The sequence below is a fragment of the Kribbella sp. NPDC056861 genome (assembly GCF_040687575.1).
Taxonomy (GTDB): Bacteria; Actinomycetota; Actinomycetes; order Propionibacteriales; family Kribbellaceae; genus Kribbella.
In genome coordinates this window covers 1-21,002 of sequence record NZ_JBFBNQ010000007.1, presented here as the reverse complement: position 1 = coordinate 21,002, position 21,002 = coordinate 1, and the positions used below count along the sequence as shown (strand labels likewise).

The window sequence follows — 21,002 nt, the reverse complement described above, 5'->3', positions numbered from 1 at the left end:
GCCCAGCAGCGTACTGGTCCGGATAGCTCAATGATTGTCATATACCGATCATCTGACTATTGTTCATCGCATGTCCTCCTCCGAGATGCGCGAGCCGACGTTCCTCGTGCTGGCCGCGCTCGCCGACGGCCGCAAGCACGGCTATGCGGTGATCACCGAGGTGGCCGGCCTGTCCAGCGGCCGCGTCACCCTCCGCCCCGGCACCCTGTACGCCGCCCTCGACCGCCTCCGCGAGGAGGGACTGGTCCGCCCCGCCGGCGAGGAGGTCGTCGACGGCCGCCTCCGCCGGTACTACGAACTCACGGACGCCGGTGCCGAGTCGCTGGCCACCGAGGCGGCCCGTCTCCAGTCCAACGCCGACCAGGCGGTCCGCCGCCTCCGGCTCCGGCTGGGCCCGGCGACCGGGGGTGGTGTCGCATGAGCGCGCTGCACCGCGCAGTACTGAGGTGTTATCCGCGCTGGTGGCGCGAGCAGCACGGCGAGGAGGCACTCGGCCTGTTGCTCGACTCCGCCGAGGCCCGCGGGCGTACCGATCTCAGAGACCTGCTCAACCTGGCAGTCCACGCGGCCCGCCTCCGCGTCACTCAGGCAGGCCCGCCGACCATGACCCAGGGGGTCCGCAACCGGGTGTCGGTGATCGCGGTGCCACTGCTTGCCGCGGTCAGCAGCACGTTCCTGATCTTCGGCGAGTGGGCGCCCTGGGATCCGCAGACCAGCATGGAAGCCTCCCCGCTCGGCAACCTCACTACCGGATCGATCTGCTTCCTCGCCGGCCTACTCGCCGCAATCGCGGCGACCCTAGGTCGCGCAACCGCCGCCCGCTGGCTAGGCGCCTTCAGCGGCGCGAGCGCCGTGGCGCTCATGTTCCCGCCGATCGACCAGTTGGCTTCAGCCATGGCTTCTCCCGTCCTCCCGGCGGCGTCCTGGCCTTCATGGCGCTGATCAGCGCCCTCGCAGCCCTCGGCGAACCCCGCCTGTCGACCGACCGCTCTGAGTACGCCGGGTCCCGCAGTCTGCTGAGCTGTCTCGGGGCGCTTCCGACGATCGGCGCAGTACTCATCAGCGCGTTGTCCCTGCACAGCGACTCGTGGTTCTACTACCGGTCACCCGAGCAGACCTCGGTGCGAGTCAGCGCCGGCATCTTGCTGGGCATCGCCCTGCTGGCAGCCGCCATCGCCGTCCTGCTGACCGACGGCAGCCGAAGCTGGGCAGCAGCACTCGCAGTGAACTCAATGCCCTGGCTGCTGCTCTTCTACACCGCCGCCACCCTGGGCACCAGCACTGTCGAGCCGCGCCAAGACTTCGCCCTGCTGGCCGCTGTCGCCGCGCTGGCCACCTTGGCCGGAGTCGCCGCGGTCAGTCTCGGTCGGCGCTCAGAGTCCCGACGATCTCAGTCGGCGCGGAACTCGGTCGCCAGCAGCGAGTAGAGCAACGAGTCGCGCCAGTCGCCGTTGGTGAAGACGTGGTGCCGGATTCGGCCCTCGTAGCTGAAGCCGAGGCGCTTGACGACGGCGACCGAGGCCAGGTTCTCCGGCCCGATCGCGGCGCTGACGCGATGCAGCTTGAGTGACTCGAACGCGAAGTTCACCAGCGTCCGGGCCGCATCGGTCGCATACCCGTGCCCCCAGTACTCCGCGGCGATCGCGTAGCCGAGGTGCGCCGCCTGGACCCCGGTGGGTCCGAGGCGGGCGAAACCGATCAGCCGATCGTCGTCGAGGCGGGTGACGGCGAGTGCGTAGTCCGGCCGATCGGCGAGCGCGGCGCGCTCCACCATGCCGCCGAGTTGCTTCTCCGCGGCGGCGCGGTCGCGGCTGTCGAAGGACAGCCAGCTGGTGACCCGGTCATCACCGACGACGGCAAGATAGTCCTCCAGGTCGTCGAGCCTGAACTCGCGCAACCTGGTGCCGCCGCCGGTGAGGGGATCCATCCCGCCTGCTACTGCGGGAAGGTCTGCATCGGCGTACGGGTGAACATCTCGATCTCTTCCTGCAGCTCGCGGGCGTCTTCGCCGTGTCCGGACTGCCGCAGTGCCTGATGCACTCGGCGGGCCGAGTGTACGACGCCGTTGATGCGACGCTCGGCAGGAAGACCGAGCACCGGCGCGATCGCGTCGGCGGCCCCGTCCAGCTCGCCGCTGGCGATCCGGGAGATGGCCATCGCCGCCTGGCTGCCGGCGGCGTCGCCGAAGGCCCACTCAGGGTGCGACTGGTCGGTGTACGCGTCGACGGCCTGGCGGGAGTACTGGTCCGCCGTGTCCACCTCGCCCGGGAGCCAGGCGAGCGCGTCGGCCGCGTAGTACAGCTGGCGGTTGCGGCCGAAGGTGCACAGCCCGCCCATCTCGTCGAGATCGTCGTTCTGGACCGAGCTCCACGCGTTCTCCGCGCGTTGCAGGGCGGCCCGGGTGGCGTCCGCGTTGCCCAGGGCGGCCCAGGCGCGGGCCTCGCTCACCGGGAGCCAGACGCTGGTGGTGCTGTTGGCCTGCTCGGCGTAGCCCGCGCCCAGCTGGGCGTACCGGACCGAGTCGTGTGGGTTGCCGGCCCAGTAGGAGACCAGCGACTGCAGACCACGGACCCAGGCGCGCAGCCCGTGGTGGTCGGCGTTGTCGGCGCACAGGAACGCGGTCCTGGCCTGGGTCAGCGCGGCGTGCGGGTTGCCGAGGTCGTGGGACGCCTTGGCGAGCAGACCACCGGTCACGCCGCCGAGGAAGTAGAGCTGCCGCAGGTTCTCCGGACGCTGCCGGCTCTCCAGCAACGCGAAGACCAGGTCCTGCGTCTCGACCAGTTGGCCGAGGATTTCCGGCAGCGGGCGCTGCGGGTAGGCCTTCGCGACGTGTCTCACGTCGTCGTACACCTGTTCCATGGCCTCGCTTCCGAGACCTGTCTGGGCCGCGAGGGCGAAAGCCCGCGCACGGCTGGCAGCCATGTCGAGTACCTCCATCTCATTACCTGTCGTGATCCGTCCACTTGCAGCCGCCGGCGCCACCTCGACGGCCTGCTCGGGGACGTACGGAGCGAGGAGTTCCTCGACCGGCTTGCCGAACATGCGTTGCAGGGTGCGCCGAGTCTGAGGCGTGGTCCCCGCCCGCTCGCCCGATGCGAGACGCCGCAGGTGCCGCTCGGTGATGGTTCCACCCAGCTCGACGAACTCGGCGACGATCTCGGAGTAGGTCTGGTTCCGGCGCTGGATCAGGTGCGCCAGGACCGTTCTTGGCGTATACCTACCCGCCATCGTTCCTCCCGTTCACGTCAGGTAGACGTTGTCTCGACTCGTGCCCCACTACAAGGTGCAGTCACCCAGATGTCCGCCAGAGGTCCGGAAGAGGTCCGGCAAAGGTCCTCTCCAGGTCCTAGAGCGGTCACGGTCGGTCTGTGCACCATTACTGCCATGACAACCAGTAAGTCCAACTGGTTGCAAGGGCTGAGAGTTACGGGGTGAGCAAGCAGTGACTGTTGCGGAGATGACGTCCAGGCAACACCGGCGCCGAGTGCGGGTCTGGTTCGGCGAGCACGTGATCGCTCAGTACGTCGCGGAGGCCCCGTTGGCAGCGCGGTACGAGCAGGCCATGAGGCGCCGTTTCGCCGGCCTGCGCGTCACCAACGACCTGCTCGGCCCGCTCCAAGAAGCGGACATTTAAAACACCTGCTTCCGGGTTCCTCAGACCCGGAGTTGCTCCTGGGGTCTCCTCACGCTCAGGAGTAGCGATCGAAGGTCCGGAGCACTCCTCAGTTCCGGACAAACCAGAGGTGCGGTCCGGGGCCTCCTCAGCTCCGGACCGCACCGCCCACAAAGCCCGGCTGGGCTGGCGGCTGAGTCCCTGTATCGCCGCCGCCCAGCCGTTCCAAACCACCTCCTGGCCGACACCTCGGGCCGGGCGGGGCAAGTGTCCTTCGCCGGACCTCCGGGGCAAACGCACGGACCTCCGGCGAAGGACACGGTGGCTCCTGACACCTCACCAGGAGCCACCCTCCGAGGTGGCCGAATCCGCTGTGTGACCGCCGCGCCTGGGCGGTCACACAGCGGAGTTATTTGTGCGTCCAGGTCACCCGACCAGCGTGAAGGCCGTCGTGTACCAGGTGCTCGAGCTGGCCGACTTCATCCCGGTGGTGGTGTGCAGGATCGTCTTGTGGCTGGTCCCCGACGTCCCGCGCAGCGACGTGTAGGTGAAGCTCGACGAGTAGTACTTCACGGTCTCGCCCAGCGACGCCTTCTTGGTGCTGAACTGGCCGCCCGACTTGGTCAGCACCGCGACCGACAACCGGACGGCGTTGTTGTTGCCGACCGTGTTGTCGGTCTTCTTCAGGTAGGTGCACCACTTGTTGCTGTTCGCGCCGGTCTTCCGCAGCGTCCGGAGCTCGCCGATCTTGTTGCCGAAGCCGTCCTTGCGGAGGTTCGTCACGTTGACGACGGTCGTGTAGCCGAGCGCTTCGCACGCCTGCGCGTACTTGACCGGTCCGCCGGCCGCCTGCGCCGGGACCGCGGTGGCGGCCAGCAGTCCGGCGGGCAGGGCGAGCGTGCTGAGGGCGACCAGGATTGTCTTCTTCATGCCCCGCTCGTACCCACCGGTATGCGGACAGTTCAGGCGCGCGCGAGGTACACCGCGAACGGCGCGTCGGGGTGGATGCCGGTGCTGCCCTCGACCAGACCGCCGGTCCGGATCTCGCCCACGAACCGCATCCCCAGCCGCTCCATCACCGCTCGCGACGCCGTGTTGTGCTGCTCGGTCAGTGCGATCACCGACTGCGCGCCCAGCGCTCCGAAGGCGTGATCGAGCGCGGCCCGGCCGAGTTCGGTGGCCAGCCCTTGGCCCCGAGCCGAGCTCAGCAACGCCCACCCGAGCTCCAGCCGATCAGCCAGCCACGCGCCGCCGTCGTCGAGCAGAGCCCCGACCTTCCCGACCAGTTCGTCGCCAGGAGCCCACCGCTCCATCCCGCCCCGCCCGACCAGCGAACCGTCCGAACGCCGATAGGCCATCCACTTGCTCACCCCGTTGGCCTCCCAGCGCGCCTGGAACTCGGCGGCCCGGCGTACCGACTCGGCTGTTGACCACGCTCCGGCGTACCACTCGGCCACCCACGGATCGGCGTGCAGCCGCTCCAGGTCCGCCGCATGTCCGGGGAGGACCTCGTCAGGTCCGGTGATCGGGACCAGGCTCAACCGCTCGGTCAACACAGCCCGTACGGCGTACGCGACGATGTCTCGCAGCCGCCGATCCCCGTCGGTCCGATTGACCATCAGCAGCTCCAGGTCGTCCGGCCCGACCCAGGCGCTCGCATCGTGCTTGCCCTCCTCCAGCCGCGGCCGGGTCAGGTCCCCGTCGACGGTGATCAGGTAGTCGAGCTCCCGGCGTACCCGGCCCTCGTACTCCCACTCCCAGTCGGTGACCGCCAGGACGATCTCCCTGACTCGCCAGCCGGTCTCCTCCTCGACCTCCCGGGCCAGTGCCTGCTCGGGCGTCTCCCCGTCCTCCAGGTGACCGCCGACGATGTCCCAGATCCCCGGCAGCAACCGCCGCTCCGCAGTACGCCGGTGCACGTACACCCGGCCCTGCTCATCGCGGATCAACGCCCCGACACAGTCCACAGCCCGCATGACCAACCAACCTAGGGGGCCTAGTCGCGTGGCGCTTCGGTGACGCGGTTGGGCATGAACAGCACGGCGACGACCAGCAGTACTGCGGCCGCCGCGGCGCCGTAGTACACGTCGTGGATGGCGGGAGCCAGGATCTCGCCGGGCAGGTGCTCCAGATCGTCATGACTGTCGCCGACCCGGGACGCGACCACCGCGTTGGCGACCGCGCCGAAGATGGCGACGCCGACCGCGCTACCGACTGAACGAGCGAACATGTTGGCGCCAGTCACCACGCCCCGGCTCTTCCAGTCGACTGACGACTGCGCCGCGACTATGCCCGGTGAGGCGGAGAAGCCGAGGCCGATGCCGATCACGAAACAGGCGAAGGCGAGGTAGACCACCGAGCTGGACGGCTTCACCGTGAGCAGCAGCCCGGCGCCGATCACGACGAACACCGAGCCCATCACCATCGTGTTCCGGAACCCGACCCGCAGGTAGATCCGGCCCGCCAGCGACGCGGCGATCGGCCAGCCCAGGGTCATCGCGGCCAGCGCGAAGCCGGCCACCAGCGCCGACGTACCGAGCACGCCCTGGGCGTAGAGCGGCACGTAGGTGGACAGCCCGATCATCAGTACGCCGATCAGCAGCGCGGCCGAGTTGGCCGAGTTGAGGACGCGCTTGCCGAGCACCCACAGCGGCAGGATCGGCTCCGGCGCGCGGCGCTCGACGAACCCGAAGGCGATCAGCAGCACGACGGCGACCGCGAGGATCGCGGTGCTGGCGACCGAGTCCCAGGCCCACATCACGCCGCCTTCGAGCAGCCCGAGCAGCAGCAGCGAACCGCCGACCGCGAGCAGGATGGTGCCGGCGTAGTCGATCTGTGGCCGGGCGGCCCGGGCGACGTTCTCCTTGAACTTGCGCAGGAACACCCAACCGGCGGCCAGGCCGAGCGGGACGTTGACGAAGAAGATCCAGCGCCAGGAGATGTAGTCGGAGAAGACGCCGCCGAGCGTCGGGCCGACGAACGAGGCGATCCCCCAGACGCTGGCGACGTATCCCTGGACCTTGGCGCGCTCGGCCACCGAGTAGATGTCACCGATGATCGTCATCGCGATCGGCTGGATCGCGCCAGCGCCGAGGCCCTGGATCAGCCGGAAGGCGATCAGCGCGGGCATGCTCCAGGCGAACCCGCAGAGCACCGAGCCGAGCACGAACAGCACGATGCCGAGCAGCATCACCGGCTTGCGGCCGCGCAGGTCGGCGAGCTTGCCGTAGATCGGCACGGAGACGGCCTGAGCCAGCAGATAGATCGAGAACAGCCAGGGGAACTGGGTGAAGCCGCCGAGATCGCCGACCACCGACGGTACTGCGGTAGCCAGGATGGTCGCGTCGATCGCCACCAGCCCGACGCTCAGCATCACCGCCAGCAGGATCGGCCCACGCTCGGACCGCAGTCCCACACTCGCTCGGTCGATCCGCTCAGTAGTCATGACAAATTGCAACTTACGTGACAAGACATCGATTCCCCATCCCCACCCCGAGAAACACCGCTCCCCGCACGCCGAGCACCCCCTGCCAGATACCCTCCGTAGGTGAGGATGCACGGACTCCTGCGCGTCATCGTGCTCATAGCCACCATCTCGATGACCCTCGTTCTCCTCCCCATCGCCATCAACGTGGGCACCGGCGGCACCGCCCCCGCCTTCCTCGCCCCCTACGTCGGCTGGACCTGGCCGACCATCGGCATCCTCTGGCTGATCGCGATCATCACCGGCCTGCTCCAGTACCGCAGCCGCCGAACCACAGGACTCTCCGCAAGATCAGCCGACCAGCCCCGCAACCGCCCCAACGCCCTGGCGCGCATCGACCGCTACCTGGCTGACCGCTTCACCGGCTCCCTGGCCTCACAAACCCGCCTGGCCCTGGCCCTGGACGTCAGCCCCGAGGCAGTGATCCGACCCTACGACCTGCTGGTCCAGCCGCTCAACAGCAGCGTCACCGAGGTCCGCGAGGACGCCAACATCGGCGCGGCCTTCGATGACCTCCAGGACTCCATGCTCATCCTCGGAGCTCCCGGCGCCGGCAAGACCACGCTCCTCCTCGAGCTGGCCCGCACCCTCGCAGCCAAGGCCCACGAGGACCCCCGCAGCCCAATTCCGGTAGTCGTCGACCTAGCCGGCTGGAACGCCCCAACCGCGAGGGAAGAAGACGACGCGCCAGGCGACAGCCCGCTGCTCGCCGGCTTCATTCGCTGGCTGCTGACCGAGCTGACCAACCGCTATCAGATCCCGGCGGCAGTAGGACGCGTCTGGCTGAGCAAAGGAAGACTAGGCCTGCTCCTCGACGGTCTGGACGAAGTAGCGCCCGCCCACCAGGAGAAGCTCGCCCCGGTGCTCGCCGAGCTGGGGCAGCGCTACCTGGTCGGCCAGGTCGCAGTCACCTGTCGCATCCACGAGTACGAGCAGTTGCAGCATCGCCTCAAGCTGTACGGCGCAGTGCGCATTCGGCCGCTCAGCCGTCGGCAGGTGATCGACTACTTCGCCTCCGGCGGTGAGGAGCTGGCCGGCGCGCTGGCCGCCATGGAGCGTGACGACGACCTCTGGGACCTGGTCAACTCCCCGCTGATGCTCAACGTCATGGCGCTCGCCTACCAGGGCAGGGACGCCCGCGACATCGAGACCGGCGTACTGGCCGATCACCGCCGAGAGCTGTTCGACACCTTCATCTCGGAGGTACTGGCCCGGTACCGGCCCAGCAGCCCGCAGTTCGAGTCGCGTGCGGCCGTCCGGTCGCTGTGGTGCCTCGCCTGGTGGACCCGCACCCGCGCGGGTGACCGCATCGAAGTACCGCGTCGCCTGACGCCCAACGGCTGGTACGGACTGGTGCTGCCCGCAGTCGGCTACCTGGCTCACATGGTCTGCCTCCCCGGCCTCTTCGCCGGCCTGGCCGCTGGAGCAGCAGTAGGAGCCACAGCCCTGTACGGCGTATCGGCAGGCCTGGCAGTCGGCGCAATCGCCCTGGTGCTGGTCCACGTGCGCCCGCACACCTGGTGGACCCTCCAGCAAGGCAGCGGCCAACCCCGCAAACAGCTGCTGGCCGTCATGATCTGCATAGGCGCCATAGCCGGACTCACCTCAGTACTGGCCGTCACCGCGATCGCCGAGAACCTGCCGCCGGCCCTGGGGCTGGCGGTCCAGGGTGTAATCGTCTGGATCTCCTACGGCTTGGAGTACATCCTCTCCGGCAACAACCGCCGCCGCGTCTGGCTCAGCATCCGGCTGCTCGGCGTCACCGCAGCGAGCTGGGCGGTCTTCACGCTCGTCGACCGTCCACAGGACTTCGTCGCCGGCGCCGCGATCAGCCTGATAGTTGCCCAGGGCATCCGTTTCGTCAAAGCGCTGCCGATGGACCATCTGGTCAAGGAGCAACACCCCGGCGACGGCTGGCAGATGGACAAGTGGACCGGCGGCGGCAGCTTGCTAGGCATCGCCGTCGCTGCAACTCTCGGAGCAAACCTCTGGTGGCCGCACGGTCCCGAGGTGGTCCTCGGCATCATCGCCGGCACGGTCGCCTCCAAGGCCTGGCGCCGCCGCGCTCCTGTCTTCGCAGGCGGCCTGTCCCGCGGTCTGCACGGCTTCCTGCTCCGCTGGAGCGGCTACCTGCCCTGGCGCCGCGGGGCCTTCCTCCGCTACGCCGCCGAGCGCTTCGTGCTCGCCAAGACCGGCCGAGGCCAGTACACGTTCATCCACCTACTAGTGCGCGACCACCTGGCCGAATGCGACCCAGACGCCCTGGCAGCCAAGGTGGACCAACGCATCGCCGCCCGAGCCGAGCGCAGCAACCTAACGCGCACTCGCTAACACCTGGTCGAGAATCACCGACCACTGCCGCACAATCCCGCGCCGCCGCACCGCATCATCGGTCAGCAGATCCGCCAGCCCCAACCCCCGAGCCATATCCAGCACCCCCTGCACAGTCTCCCGAACTCCCGGAGTCCGCTCCTCAACCTCCAGCACCTCCAGCAGCGCCCGATGGGCCTGCCGCCCGACATGCGCCTCCAGCCGAACGATCTGCTGCCGCAGCGGCTCCTCAGTAGACGCCGCTACCCACAGATGCAACGCCGCCCGAAACAGTGGACCGGTATAGACGTCAGCAAGCATCCCGACGATCGCCTCGGTCCGCCCCTCACCCACAGGCAGCCCAGACGCCTGCTGCCGGATCTCCGCCAGCCGTACCTCAGTCATGTACTCCACTGCCGCCGCAAACAGATCCGCCCGCGTCGGGAAGTGGTGCTGCGCAGCCCCGCGAGAGACACCCGCCCGAGCAGCCACGACCGCGACAGTGGTCGCCGCATAGCCCACCTGAGCCAGTGACTCGAGCGACGCCTCCAGGAGCTTCTGCCGGGTCGCCCGGCTCCGATCCTGTTGGGGCTCGCGCAGCACCTCACTCACAGCGAGTCCAGGAAGATGTCCGGCGCCAGGTCGGCCTCCGACGCCGCCAGCTGGTACGGCGACAAGTCGGTCACCCCTGCCTCGGCGAGCACCTCATCGTCGATCAGGAACTCGCCGGTGCGCCGCCGCCCCGTCAGTACGACGTACGCCGCATCCGCCACGATCTCCGGCGTCCGCGACCGCGACGTCGCCTCAGTGCCGCCCAGCAGGTTCTGCACCGCAGCAGTCGCGATCAACGTGCGCGGCCACAGCGAGTTGACCGAGATCCCGTCGCCCCGCAACTCCTCGGCGAGGCCGAGCGTGGTCAGGCTCATCCCGTACTTCGCCATCGTGTAGGCGAGATGCCCGCCGGCCCACCGCGGATCCAGGTTCAGCGGCGGCGACAGCGTGAGGATGCGCGCCTCCGGTGACTTCCGCAGCCACGGGATGCACAGCTTCGACAGCAGGAAGGTGCCCCGCGCGTTGATGTCCTGCATCAGGTCGTAGCGCTTCATCGGGATGTCCGCGGTCGGCGTCAGGTCGATCGCGGAGGCGTTGTTCACGACGATGTCGATCCCGCCGAACTCCTCCGCCGTACGCCGGACCGCCTCGGCCACCGACTCGTCCGAGCGCACGTCACCCACGATCGGCAGCGCCTGCCCGCCGGCCGCCTCGATCTCCGCGGCCGCCGTGTAGATCGTGCCCGGCAACTGCGGATGCGGCTCGGCGGTCTTCGCCAGCAGCGCCACGTTCGCGCCGTCGCGGGCGGCCCGCAGCGCGATCGCCAGGCCGATCCCGCGACTGCCGCCGGACATGATCAGGGTTCGCCCGGCCAGGGTCTCACTCACCCGTTGCCTCCCGTGCCCGCAGCTCGCGCCGCAGGATCTTGCCCGACGCGGCCTTCGGCACGGCGTCGATGAACTCCACCTGCCGGATCTTCTTGTACGGCGCGACCCGCTCCGCGACGTACTCGATCACGTCGGCCTCGGTCAGCTCCACGCCGGGCATCGCGACGACGAACGCCTTCGGTACCTCGTTGCCGTCAGCCTGTACTCCGATCACGGCGGCATCCGCGATCCGGTCGTCGGTCAGCAGCACGGCCTCCAGCTCGGCCGGCGGCACCTGGTAGCCGTGGTACTTGATCAGCTCCTTGACCCGATCCACGATGTACAGGTAGCCGCGCTCGTCCTCGCGACCCAGGTCTCCGGTGTGCAGCCAGCCGTCCGGGTCGATGGTCGCCGCGGTCTCCTCCGGCCGGCCCAGGTAGCCCTTCATCACCTGCGGCCCGCGGAACCAGACCTCGCCGATCTCGCCCTCGGCCACATCGTTGCCATCGGCACCGACGAACCGCATCTCGGTCGACGGGAAAAGCTTGCCGACGGCACCGGCCGGCGGATCGACGTCGTCCTGCGGCACCGAGTGCGTGCCCGGCGACAACTCGGTCATCCCATAAGCCTGCAGTACTGCGTGCAGCCCGAGCCGTTTGGCGCACGCCTCGGCCAGGTCGCCGTCGAGCGGAGCCGCGGCCGACGTGACGTACTTCAGCGCGGACAGGTCGACCCCGTCCACCGCCGGGTGCTTCGCCAGCGCCAGCACGATCGGCGGCGCGACGAAGGCGCGAGTGATCTTCTGCTCGTCCAGCACGGTCAGGAACTGCTGCAGCTCGAACTTCGGCAGCACCACCACGGTCGCGCCGAGCCGCAGCGGCAGGTTCATCAGCACGCTCAGCCCGTAGATGTGGAAGAACGGCAGGATCGCGATGATCCGCTCGCCCTCGCCCATGGTGAACATCGGGTCGGCCTGGCTCATGTTGGTGGCGATGTTGCGATGCGTCAGCATCACGCCCTTCGCGGCGCCCGTCGTACCGCTAGAGTACGGCAGTACCGCGACGTCGTTCGCCGGGTCGATCTCCACCACCGGCTCCGGCCCGGTCGATGCGAGCAGCTCCAGCACCGACCGGTAGCCCTCGGCCTGGTCGCAGACCAGGATCTCCTGCACGTCGGTGCCCTCCACCGCCGCGGTCGCCACCGGCAGGAAGAGCGAAATCGTCACCAGCAATTTCGCCTTCGAGTCCACCAGTTGCTTGTGCAGCTCGGCCGGGGTGTAGAGCGCGTTGACCGTCGTCACCGTGGCGCCCGCGCGGGTCGCGCCGTAGAAGACCGCCGGGTAGATGATCGTGTTCGGGCTGTGCAGCGCGATCGTGTCGCCGTGCACGATCCCCAGCTCGGCCAGCCCGGCCGCGATCCGCCGGGTCATCCCGTCCAGCTGGGCGTAGCTGATCTCCCGGCCACTGACGCCGTCGACCAGCGCGATCCGGTCGCCGTACTCCTGGGCGCGGCCGAGCACCGCGTCGTGGATCGGGACGTCCAGGATCTCGACGGGTGGGAACTGACTCTGGATGACCACGGCGGGGTCCTCTCTACGCGATGGGTTGGAGGAACGATGACGGAATCAGTACGACTTCGGTAGGCCCAAGCTGTGCTGGGCGACGAAGTTGAGAATCATTTCCCGGCTGACCGGCGCGATCCGGGACGCGCGGGCGGCCGCGACCAGTGACGCCACGCCGTACTCGACGGTCATGCCGTTGCCGCCGAGCGACTGGACGGCCTGATCGGTGGCCCGCACGGTAGCCTCACCGGCGGCGTACTTGGCCATGTTCGCCGCCTCGCCGGCGCCGAGGTCGTCGCCGGCGTCGTACAGGGCGGCGGCCTTCTGCATCATCAGCCGGGCCAGCTCGAGCTCGATCTTGTTCTGCGCCAGCGGGTGCGCGATCCCCTGGTGGGCGCCGATCGGGGTCTTCCAGACCTGGCGTTCCTTGACATAGGCAACGGCCTTGCCGAGGGCGTGCCGGCCGATCCCGATCGCGAACGCCGACGCCATGATCCGCTCCGGGTTGAGCCCCGCGAAGAGCTGCATCAGACCCGCGTCCTCGGAGCCGACCAGCGCCTCGGCCGGCAGTTGCACGTCGTCGAGGAACAACGAGAACTGCTTGTCCGGGCTGATCAGATCCATCTCGATCTGCCGGAACTCGACGCCCTCAGCATCGGTCGGCACGATGAACAACGCAGGTTTGAGCTTGCCCGTCTTGGCGTCCTCGGTCCGCCCGACCACGAGGACGGCGCGCGCGACGTCGAGGCCGGAGATGTAGACCTTCCGCCCGCTCAACGACCAGCCGTTCTCCGTACGCCGTGCCGTCGTCGTGATCCCGTGCGAGTTCGACCCCGCGTCGGGCTCGGTGATCGCGAACGCCATCGTGGTGGTCCCGTCAGCCAGCGACGGCAGCCACTGCTCCTTCTGTCCCTCGGTGCCGAAGCGGGTGATCACCGTCCCGCAGATCGCCGGCGAGACGACCATCATCAGCAACGGGCAACCGGCCGCGCCGAGCTCCTCCAGCACGATCGACAGATCACCCATCCCGCCGCCACCACCGCCGTACTGCTCGGGCAGGTTGACGCCGAGGTAGCCGAGCTTGCCGGCCTCCTGCCACAGCTCCGTGGTCTGCCCGCCGGAGCGCGCCCGCTCGTTGAAGTACGCGTAGCCGTACTTCTTGCCCAGCTCGCTCACCGCCGCCCGCAGCGCGCGACGTTCCTCGGACTCGACGAAGCTCATGCGCTCTCCTCCACTTGTACGACGGCCAGAACGGCCCCCACCTCGACCTGCTGACCAGCGGCCACCGCAAGCTCGACCAGGATTCCGTCGGCCGGCGCGGAGATGGTGTGCTCCATCTTCATCGCCTCCAGCCAGAGCAGTCCCTGCCCAGCGGTCACCTTGTCGCCGACCTCGACCCCGACCCGAACCACAGTCCCCGGCATCGGCGCCACCAACGACCCAGCGACCAACTGCTGCGACGGATCCGGGAACCGCTCGACCGGCGTCAGCGCCACCGACCCCACACACACCAGCCCCGGGTACGCCGCGACGCTGTGCGCCCGCCGTACTCCGTCGACCTCGAGCACCACCCGCACAGCACTCGCCTCGACCACCGTGGCGCCGTCCACCACCACGCCGTCCCGAGTCATCCGATAGTCGACGTCGTACTGCCGATCGCCGACCCGATAACTCTTCCGCTGCCCCTGCGACGCCAGATTCCGCCACCCACCAGGCAGCCCGCGCTGCACCCTCGCCGTCCCCCGCCGCGTCGCTGCATCCGCAAGCGCCGCCACAACCGCAGCCACCCGCTCCGCATCCCCATCCACCGGTGCTCCGACCCCGTGCTCGTCAAAGAACGCGGTAGTGGTGTCGCCGGCCAAGAACGCCGGATGCCTGAGAATCCACACCAGCAGATCCCGGTTGGTCCGCACCCCATGAATCTCGGCCCGCTGCAGCTCAGCAGCCAGTCGAGCCGCAGCCTGCGCCCGGGTCGCCCCCCACACGATCACCTTCGCCAACATCGCGTCGTAGTACGGCGAAACCTCGCTGCCGCTCACCACCCCAGAGTCGACCCGAATCCACGGCGCACCCTCCCGCGGACCGCCGGCCTCGAACGAAGTACCAGAAAGTGAAAAGCGGTGGAGGGTGCCGGTCTGAGGCTGCCAATCATTCAACGGATCTTCGGCATACAACCGCACCTCGATCGAATGCCCCACCGCAGCAGGCGGCTCAGCCGGCAACTTCTCCCCAGCAGCAATCGCCAACTGCCAAGCCACCAGATCCAGCCCAGTCACCGACTCAGTCACCGGATGCTCGACCTGCAGCCGGGTATTCATCTCGAGAAAGTAGAAACCACCCTCCTCATCAGCCAGGAACTCAACAGTCCCCGCCCCGACATACCCGATCGCCTCGGCAGCCTTCCGCGCCGCGTCGTACAACCGCTCCCGCATCGACGGAATCCGCTCCACCAACGGCGACGGCGCTTCCTCGACCACCTTCTGATGCCGCCGCTGAATCGAGCACTCCCGCTCGCCAACCGCCCAGACGGTCCCGTGCTGATCAGCCAGCACCTGTACTTCGATGTGCCGCCCGGTCGCCAGATACGGCTCGCAGAACACCGTGCCGTCCCCGAAGGCGGACAACGCCTCGGCCTCCGCGGACGCGATCTCCGAGCGCAGCTCCGCCAGGGACTCGACTACCCGCATACCCCGCCCGCCGCCACCTGCCGAGGCTTTCACCAGAACCGGCAGGTCCGCATCGGTGACATCACCAGCCGCGAGCTGCCGCAGTACCGGCACCCCCGCGGCATCCATCAGCTTCTTCGCCTCGATCTTCGACCCCATCGACGCGATCGCCTCGACCGGCGGCCCGATCCAGGTCAGCCCCGCCTCGATCACCGCCGCCGCGAACTCCGCGTTCTCGGACAGGAACCCGTACCCAGGGTGAACAGCATCAGCCCCAGCCTTGAGCGCCGCCTCGATCACCAGTTCGCCGCGCAGGTACGTCTCGGCAGGCGCAGTACCGGGCAAGTGCACCGCGGCATCCGCCTCAGCGACGTACGGCGCAGCGGCATCGGCGGAGGAATGCACCGCAACGCTCTGCAGGCCCAGCGCCCGCGCAGTACGGAACACCCGGCGGGCGATCTCGCCGCGATTGGCTACCAGTACCGACGTGATCATCGCCATCACATCCTGAAGACGCCGAAGTTGGCGCCATCGAAGCGAGTGCCCTCAACCGGGCCCGAGTGGATCGCCGAGAGACAGAGGCCGAGTAGGGTCCGGGTGTCGCGCGGATCGATCACACCGTCGTCGTACAGGCGTCCGGACAGGAACATCGGCAGCGACTCCGCCTCGATCTGCCCTTCCACATAAGCCCGCATCGCGGCATCGCCGTCCTCGTCGTACGGCTGACCCTTCGCGGCCGCCGCGGCGCGCGCCACGATCGACAGCACGCCGGCCAGCTGCTGCGGACCCATCACCGCTGACTTCGCCGACGGCCAGGCGAACAGGAAACGGGGGTCGAAGGCCCGTCCACACATCCCGTAATGCCCCGCGCCGTACGACGCTCCCATCAGGATCGAGATGTGCGGCACCTTCGAGTTGGAGACCGCGTTGATCATCTGCGCGCCGTGCTTGATGATCCCGCCCTGCTCGTACTCCTGCCCGACCATGTAGCCGGTCGTGTTGTGCAGGAAGATCAGCGGCGTGTTGGCCCGGTTCGCCAGCTGGATGAACTGCGCCGCCTTCTGCGACTCCTCGCTGAACAGCACGCCTCGCGCGTTGGCCAGGATCCCGACCGGATATCCGTGCAGCGACGCCCAGCCGGTCGCCAGCGACGACCCGTACAGCGGCTTGAACTCGTCGAACACCGACCCGTCCACCACCCGGGCGATCACGTCTCGCGGATCGAACGGAATCTTCAGATCCCCCGGCACGATCCCCAGCAACCCGTCCTCGTCGTACAAGGGCTCCCGGTACTCCGCTGCCGGCGCCGGCCCGAGCTTCTTCCAGTTGAGCCGCGACACGATCTGCCGCCCCAGCCGGATCGCGTCGCGCTCGTCCACCGCGAAGTAGTCCGCGAGTCCCGACTGCCGCGCATGCATCCCGGCGCCGCCCAGCGACTCGTCGTCGGCGTCCTCACCGGTTGCCATCTTCACCAGCGGCGGCCCGGCCAGGAACACCTTCGCGCCGCCGTCGACCATCACCACGTAGTCGCTCATGCCCGGGATGTACGCGCCGCCCGCGGTCGAGTTGCCGAACACCAACGCGATCGTCGGAATCCCCTCGGACGACAACCGGGTCAGGTTGCGGAACATCGCGCCACCCGGGATGAAGATCTCCTTCTGCGTCGGCAGATCCGCGCCGCCCGACTCGACCAGGCTGATCACCGGCAACCGGTTGGCCCGGGCGATCTCGTCGGAGCGCAGCGCCTTGCGCAGCGTCCACGGATTGCTCGCGCCACCCTTGACGGTCGGGTCGTTCGCGGTGATCAGGCACTCGACGCCTTCCACCACCCCGATCCCGGTGACCAGGCTCGCGCCGACCGTGAAGTCACTGCCCCAGCCCGCGAGCGGCGACAACTCCAGGAACGCGGTGTCCGGGTCGAGCAGCAGCTCGATCCGCTCCCGGGCCAGCAGCTTTCCGCGTTTGTGGTGCCGCGCAACGTACTTCTCGCCGCCTCCCGCCAACGCCTTCTGATGCTCGGTCTCCAGCTCCGCGAGCTTGTCCAGCATCGCCGCGCGATTGCTCATCCGGTGAACCCCAGTCGTTTAGCTGCCAAACCGGTCATGATCTCGGTGCTGCCGCCGCCGATCGCGAGGATCTTCTGGTCGCGGTACTGGCGTTCCACCTCGGCCTCGCGCATGTAGCCGAGCCCGCCGTGCAGTTGCAGCGCCTGGTCGCATACCCACTGCCCCGCCTCGACAGCGGTGTTCTTGGCGAAGCAGGTCTGCGCGATCACCTCTTCACCGGCGTCCGCTCTTGCCGCGATCGCGTGCACATAGATCCGGGCAACATCGATCCGCCGAGCCATCTCCGTCAGGGTGTGTTGCACGGCCTGCCGCGAAATGAGCGGCCGGCCAAAGGTCTCCCGCGTCCGGCACCACTCGACGCTGAGATCCAATGCGCGCTGCGCCCCCGCATACGCCTGTACTGCGAGCGTCAGCCGCTCGGCCACGAAGTTGACGGCCAGCTGGACGAACCCGCTGCCCGCCTCGCCGACCAGGTTCGCCGCCGGCACTCGAACGTCGGTGAAGGACAATTCGGCGGTGTCCGAGCACAGCCAGCCCATCTTCTCCAGCTTGCGCGACACCTCGAAGCCCGGCGTTCCCTTGTCGATGACCAGGAGGCTGATGCCGTGCGCACCCGGTCCGCCGGTCCGTACCGCGGTGGTCACGAAATCCGCTCGACAGCCCGAGGTGATGTAGGTCTTGGCGCCGTTGACGATGAAGTCGTCACCGTCGCGGACGGCCGTAGTACGGAGTGAGGCCACGTCGGACCCGCCGTCCGGCTCGGTGATCGCCAGCGAACCGATCAGCTCGCCCTCGAGCGTCGGCCGGACCCACTTGTCGATCTGCTCTTGATTGCCTGCCGCAACGATGTGTGGCAGGGCGATGCCACAGGTCAGGAGCGAGGCGACCAGGCCGCCGGATCCGCCCGCGTAGTGCATCTCCTCGACCACCACGATCCCGTCGACGAGCGACCCGCCACCGCCACCGACCGCTTCGGGGAATCCAACCCCCAGCAGCCCGATCGCGCCGGCCTTATTGTGCAGGTCCCGCGGCAGCTCGCCGTCCCGCTCCCACTGATCCAGATGGGGCAGCACCTCGGCGCTCATGAAGCGCCGCACGCTGTGTCTGAAGTCGCTCACAACAGCACCTCAGGCACATCGATGTACCGCGACCGCAGCCACTCGCCGACCGCCTTCGCCTGTGGATCGAAGCGTGCCTGCGAGGCGACGCCCTCGCCCAGCAGCCCGCCGACAACGAAGTTCAGCGCCCACAGATTCGGGAGAACATGCCTGGTCACGGGCAGATGCGCGGTCTCCGGCAACAGCTCCTGAAACTTCTCGACCGTCAACGTGTGCGCGAACCACCGCCAGGCCGTCTCGTTCCGCACCCACACCCCGACGTTCGCGTCGCCGCCTTTGTCGCCGCTGCGCGCACCCATGACGCGGCCCAGCGGGACCTCTCGCGTGAGCGATCTGGCCGGCCTGCCGGCCGCGACCAGTTGCGGCAACGGCATGGGCAGCGCGCCGCCTTCCGCAGGCTCCAGCTCCTGAGTGTCTGCCGCCGGCTCGATCGTGCGCCGCGTGCCGTCGGGGAGTACGACGACCTGCTCGACCTCGCGCGCATCGACGTACCCGGCCGTGAACACGCCGTACGGCGAACCGTCGCCGGGCGGCGCGGTCACGTGGAAGCCCGGGTAGCTGGCCAGGGCCAGCTCGATCGCAGCACTAGAGAAGGCGCGGCCGACCACCTTGGGATCGGGGTCTTTGACGATGCACTTGAGCAGCACGCTCGCCAGTTCCTCGGTCTCGGCGTTCGGCTGCTCGGTCCAGGCCAGCGACCACTTCAGCTCGGCCGGCTTCTTGCTGAGCTCCTCCTCGAGCTGCCACTTGACCAGCTCGGCCTTCGCCTCCAACTCCAGCCCGGTGAGGACGAACACCACCTCGTTGCGGAAGCCGCCGATGCTGTTCAGCGACACCTTGTACGTCGGCGGTGCCGGCTCACCTTCCACCCCGGTGATCCGGATGCGGTCGGGCCCGTCCTCGGACAGCTCGACGGTGTCCATCCGGGCGGTGACATCCGGACCGGCGTACCGGGCGCCGGTGATCTCGTAGAGCAGTTGCGCCTTGACCGTGTCGATCGTGACCGCGCCGCCGGTGCCGTCGTGTTTGGTGATCACGCTGCTGCCGTCGGCGTGGATCTCGGCGATCGGGAAGCCGGGTCGGCCGAAGTTGCGGAGTTCGTGGAAGAAGGCGTAGTTGCCACCGGTCGCCTGGCAACCGCACTCGATCACGTGCCCGGCGACGACGGCGCCCGCGAGTTCGTCGTACTGGTCGCGGCGCCAGCCGTGGTGCGCGGCAGCCGGTCCGACGATCACCGACGCATCGGTGACCCGCCCGGTGACGACGACATCCGCTCCGGCCTTGAGCGCCTCGGCGATACCCCACGCTCCGAGGTACGCGTTGGCCGTCAACGGCTGCCCGAGCCCAAGCTCCTCTGCCCGCTGGAGCAGGTCGTCGCCTTCGACGTACGCGATCTTGGGGTGCAGCCCGAGCTTGTCCGCGAGCCCCTGGATCGCCTCCGCCAGCCCCGCGGGGTTCAACCCACCCGCGTTGCTGACCACCTTGACGTTGCGATCAAGCGCTTCCCCCAGCCCGGACTCGAGCTGCTTGAGGAAGGTCTTCGCATACCCCAGCTTCGGATCCTTCAGCCGATCGCGGCCAAGAATCAACATCGTCAACTCAGCCAGATAGTCCCCGGTCACCACATCCAGCGGCCCCCCCGTCACCATCTCCCGAAAGGCGCTGAACCGATCCCCGTAGAACCCGGACGCGTTCCCGATCCTCAGCGGCTCAGTCACGCGAACTGCCCCCGCTGGCGACCCTTCCCCGGCATCCCGGCGAAGGCCTGAATCATCCCCAACCACTCATCAGCCTTAGCCCCCACAGCCCGTACGTCGAGGTCATCCCGATGCCGCCGCTGCGTAGCCAGCAAACAAAAGTCCAATGCCTGGCCGGTCACCCGCTGCTCAGCATCCTCCGGCCCCCACACCCACAGGTCCCCGTCCGGCCCGCTCAGTTCCACGTGGAACGGCTCCGCCGGCGGCTTCCGATCATTCAGCAGATACGCGAAGTCCCGAGTCCGGATCGCCAGATGCGCCACATGCCTGAGCCGATTGGACGGCTTCCGCTTGACCCCCAACGCATCAGCCACGTCCTGCCCATGCGCCCACGTCTCCATCAACCGCGCAGTCGCCATCGAGGTGGGACTCATCGGAGGCCCGAACCACGCCACCTTCTCCCCAGCCGGCACCGCCCGCAACGCCTCCTGCAACTCCCCCCGAGTCTGCCGCCAATAAGTCAGCAACTCCCCAGGCCCGAGCGCGACGCCTTCAGCAGCCCCGTCATCCACAAACCCAGTCGGGTTCTCCACAGCCTTCCGCAGCTCCACCTGAAACTCCTCAGGCTCCACCGCAGCCAACCGAGCCGCCTCATCCGTCCACGCCAGATGCGCGATCTGATGCGCGACAGTCCATCCATCGGCAGGGGTAGGCGTAGCCCACCCGTCGGCAGCCAACCCACCCACCAGCATGTCCAGCTCAACACTCTCAGCACTCAGATCAGCCAGCACCTCATCAAGCTGCACGCCAAGCTCCCGCCATCGTCCGGTCAACCGAGCCTCCCACCTCCCCACCCAAGAATCAAGCACACGTGCTTGTTTTTGAGCGGAGGGCCAGCAGGGGTGGCTCGACGACAGGGAAGGCAACGGCAACAAGAGCAAGAGCAAGAGCAAGAGCAAGAGCAAGAGCAAGAGCAAGAACAAGAACAAGAACAAGAACAAGAACAAGAACAAGAACAAGAACAAGAACAAGAACAAGAACAAGAACAAGAACAAGAACAAGAACAAGA

General features: G+C 68.2%; 19 protein-coding genes. 5 read left to right on the top strand and 14 right to left on the bottom strand.

From position 1 onward, the window contains the following. Positions 1-70 precede the first annotated feature (70 nt). From AB0P21_RS31720 to AB0P21_RS31710, 3 genes are read left to right on the top strand one after another with little or no spacing between them, the layout of a single operon-like run. Entirely contained in the window at positions 71-421 is a 351-nt protein-coding gene (locus AB0P21_RS31720) for a PadR family transcriptional regulator (RefSeq protein WP_363701319.1), read from the top strand. Further along, on the top strand, positions 418-942 hold the full coding sequence (locus tag AB0P21_RS31715; RefSeq protein ID WP_363701317.1) for a hypothetical protein: 525 nt from the start codon (positions 418-420) through the stop codon (positions 940-942). The genes AB0P21_RS31720 and AB0P21_RS31715 overlap by 4 nt, the downstream gene beginning before the upstream one ends. Next, positions 933-1,427 carry a hypothetical protein gene (locus tag AB0P21_RS31710; RefSeq protein WP_363701315.1) on the top strand — a complete coding sequence of 165 codons (495 nt, stop codon included), beginning with the start codon at positions 933-935 and terminating at the stop codon, positions 1,425-1,427. The genes AB0P21_RS31715 and AB0P21_RS31710 overlap by 10 nt, the downstream gene beginning before the upstream one ends. Here AB0P21_RS31710 and AB0P21_RS31705 read toward each other — a convergent pair. Continuing rightward, positions 1,391-1,927 (bottom strand): GNAT family protein, encoded by a 537-nt coding sequence (locus AB0P21_RS31705; RefSeq protein ID WP_363701313.1) that lies wholly within the window; start codon positions 1,925-1,927, stop codon positions 1,391-1,393. The two genes, AB0P21_RS31710 and AB0P21_RS31705, sit on opposite strands and share 37 nt — an antisense overlap. An 8-nt stretch (positions 1,928-1,935) precedes the next feature. Then, entirely contained in the window at positions 1,936-3,228 is a 1,293-nt protein-coding gene (locus AB0P21_RS31700) for an XRE family transcriptional regulator (protein ID WP_363701311.1), read from the bottom strand. A gap of 229 nt (positions 3,229-3,457) precedes the next feature. Here AB0P21_RS31700 and AB0P21_RS31695 point away from each other — a divergent pair, with 229 nt between their 5' ends. Further along, entirely contained in the window at positions 3,458-3,634 is a 177-nt protein-coding gene (locus AB0P21_RS31695) for a hypothetical protein (RefSeq protein WP_363701309.1), read from the top strand. Positions 3,635-4,039: 405 nt separating this feature from the next. On the opposite strand, the gene AB0P21_RS31690 is transcribed toward AB0P21_RS31695, so the two are convergent. Genes AB0P21_RS31690 through AB0P21_RS31680 form a run of 3 tightly spaced genes read right to left on the bottom strand, consistent with a single transcriptional unit; the run spans position 4,040 to position 7,058 of the window. Continuing rightward, positions 4,040-4,543, bottom strand: a complete 504-nt coding sequence (locus tag AB0P21_RS31690; RefSeq protein ID WP_363701307.1) for a hypothetical protein — start codon at positions 4,541-4,543, stop codon at positions 4,040-4,042. Positions 4,544-4,575: 32 nt separating this feature from the next. After that, the gene (locus AB0P21_RS31685) at positions 4,576-5,589 is read right to left on the bottom strand and encodes a GNAT family N-acetyltransferase (RefSeq protein WP_363701306.1); all 1,014 of its coding nucleotides are present in this window, start codon (positions 5,587-5,589) and stop codon (positions 4,576-4,578) included. A 20-nt stretch (positions 5,590-5,609) separates the two neighbouring features. Further along, a complete protein-coding gene (locus tag AB0P21_RS31680; protein WP_363701304.1) occupies positions 5,610-7,058 on the bottom strand; it encodes an MDR family MFS transporter in 1,449 nt (482 codons plus the stop codon). A gap of 108 nt (positions 7,059-7,166) precedes the next feature. On the opposite strand from AB0P21_RS31680, the gene AB0P21_RS31675 reads away from it, so the two are divergent. After that, positions 7,167-9,428, top strand: a complete 2,262-nt coding sequence (locus tag AB0P21_RS31675; protein WP_363702316.1) for an NACHT domain-containing protein — start codon at positions 7,167-7,169, stop codon at positions 9,426-9,428. Here AB0P21_RS31675 and AB0P21_RS31670 read toward each other — a convergent pair. From AB0P21_RS31670 to AB0P21_RS31630, 9 genes are read right to left on the bottom strand one after another with little or no spacing between them, the layout of a single operon-like run. Then, positions 9,411-10,019 carry a TetR/AcrR family transcriptional regulator gene (locus AB0P21_RS31670; RefSeq protein ID WP_363701302.1) on the bottom strand — a complete coding sequence of 203 codons (609 nt, stop codon included), beginning with the start codon at positions 10,017-10,019 and terminating at the stop codon, positions 9,411-9,413. The two genes, AB0P21_RS31675 and AB0P21_RS31670, sit on opposite strands and share 18 nt — an antisense overlap. Further along, the gene (locus AB0P21_RS31665; RefSeq protein ID WP_363701300.1) at positions 10,016-10,846 is read right to left on the bottom strand and encodes an NAD(P)-dependent oxidoreductase; all 831 of its coding nucleotides are present in this window, start codon (positions 10,844-10,846) and stop codon (positions 10,016-10,018) included. The genes AB0P21_RS31670 and AB0P21_RS31665 overlap by 4 nt, the downstream gene beginning before the upstream one ends. After that, positions 10,839-12,404 carry an AMP-binding protein gene (locus AB0P21_RS31660; protein ID WP_363701299.1) on the bottom strand — a complete coding sequence of 522 codons (1,566 nt, stop codon included), beginning with the start codon at positions 12,402-12,404 and terminating at the stop codon, positions 10,839-10,841. The genes AB0P21_RS31665 and AB0P21_RS31660 overlap by 8 nt, the downstream gene beginning before the upstream one ends. A gap of 45 nt (positions 12,405-12,449) precedes the next feature. Then, the gene (locus tag AB0P21_RS31655; protein WP_363701297.1) at positions 12,450-13,607 is read right to left on the bottom strand and encodes an acyl-CoA dehydrogenase family protein; all 1,158 of its coding nucleotides are present in this window, start codon (positions 13,605-13,607) and stop codon (positions 12,450-12,452) included. Further along, complete coding sequence (locus AB0P21_RS31650; RefSeq protein WP_363701295.1) at positions 13,604-15,547, bottom strand: biotin carboxylase N-terminal domain-containing protein; 1,944 nt, start codon at positions 15,545-15,547, stop codon at positions 13,604-13,606. The genes AB0P21_RS31655 and AB0P21_RS31650 overlap by 4 nt, the downstream gene beginning before the upstream one ends. Positions 15,548-15,552: 5 nt before the next feature. Continuing rightward, entirely contained in the window at positions 15,553-17,118 is a 1,566-nt protein-coding gene (locus tag AB0P21_RS31645) for a carboxyl transferase domain-containing protein (protein ID WP_363701293.1), read from the bottom strand. Beyond that, positions 17,115-18,236: an acyl-CoA dehydrogenase family protein gene (locus AB0P21_RS31640; protein WP_363701291.1), complete on the bottom strand. Its 1,122-nt coding sequence runs from the start codon at positions 18,234-18,236 to the stop codon at positions 17,115-17,117. The genes AB0P21_RS31645 and AB0P21_RS31640 overlap by 4 nt, the downstream gene beginning before the upstream one ends. Further along, positions 18,233-19,954 carry an acyclic terpene utilization AtuA family protein gene (locus AB0P21_RS31635; protein ID WP_363701289.1) on the bottom strand — a complete coding sequence of 574 codons (1,722 nt, stop codon included), beginning with the start codon at positions 19,952-19,954 and terminating at the stop codon, positions 18,233-18,235. The genes AB0P21_RS31640 and AB0P21_RS31635 overlap by 4 nt, the downstream gene beginning before the upstream one ends. Then, complete coding sequence (locus AB0P21_RS31630) at positions 19,951-20,739, bottom strand: TIGR03084 family metal-binding protein (RefSeq protein WP_363701287.1); 789 nt, start codon at positions 20,737-20,739, stop codon at positions 19,951-19,953. The genes AB0P21_RS31635 and AB0P21_RS31630 overlap by 4 nt, the downstream gene beginning before the upstream one ends. Positions 20,740-21,002 lie beyond the last annotated feature (263 nt).

Bases quoted from the DNA above. Each gene is read 5' to 3' on its own strand.
- AB0P21_RS31700 (WP_363701311.1), bottom strand. From the start codon at position 3,228: ATGGCGGGTAGGTATACGCCAAGAACGGTCCTGGCGCACCTGATCCAG.
- AB0P21_RS31645 (WP_363701293.1), bottom strand. From the start codon at position 17,118: ATGAGCAATCGCGCGGCGATGCTGGACAAGCTCGCGGAGCTGGAGACC.
- AB0P21_RS31675 (WP_363702316.1), top strand. From the start codon at position 7,167: ATGCACGGACTCCTGCGCGTCATCGTGCTCATAGCCACCATCTCGATG.
- AB0P21_RS31685 (WP_363701306.1), bottom strand. From the start codon at position 5,589: ATGCGGGCTGTGGACTGTGTCGGGGCGTTGATCCGCGATGAGCAGGGC.
- AB0P21_RS31710 (WP_363701315.1), top strand. From the start codon at position 933: ATGGCGCTGATCAGCGCCCTCGCAGCCCTCGGCGAACCCCGCCTGTCG.
- AB0P21_RS31680 (WP_363701304.1), bottom strand. From the start codon at position 7,058: ATGACTACTGAGCGGATCGACCGAGCGAGTGTGGGACTGCGGTCCGAG.
- AB0P21_RS31695 (WP_363701309.1), top strand. From the start codon at position 3,458: ATGACGTCCAGGCAACACCGGCGCCGAGTGCGGGTCTGGTTCGGCGAG.
- AB0P21_RS31650 (WP_363701295.1), bottom strand. From the start codon at position 15,547: ATGATCACGTCGGTACTGGTAGCCAATCGCGGCGAGATCGCCCGCCGG.
- AB0P21_RS31690 (WP_363701307.1), bottom strand. From the start codon at position 4,543: ATGAAGAAGACAATCCTGGTCGCCCTCAGCACGCTCGCCCTGCCCGCC.
- AB0P21_RS31655 (WP_363701297.1), bottom strand. From the start codon at position 13,607: ATGAGCTTCGTCGAGTCCGAGGAACGTCGCGCGCTGCGGGCGGCGGTG.
- AB0P21_RS31715 (WP_363701317.1), top strand. From the start codon at position 418: ATGAGCGCGCTGCACCGCGCAGTACTGAGGTGTTATCCGCGCTGGTGG.
- AB0P21_RS31705 (WP_363701313.1), bottom strand. From the start codon at position 1,927: ATGGATCCCCTCACCGGCGGCGGCACCAGGTTGCGCGAGTTCAGGCTC.
- AB0P21_RS31720 (WP_363701319.1), top strand. From the start codon at position 71: ATGTCCTCCTCCGAGATGCGCGAGCCGACGTTCCTCGTGCTGGCCGCG.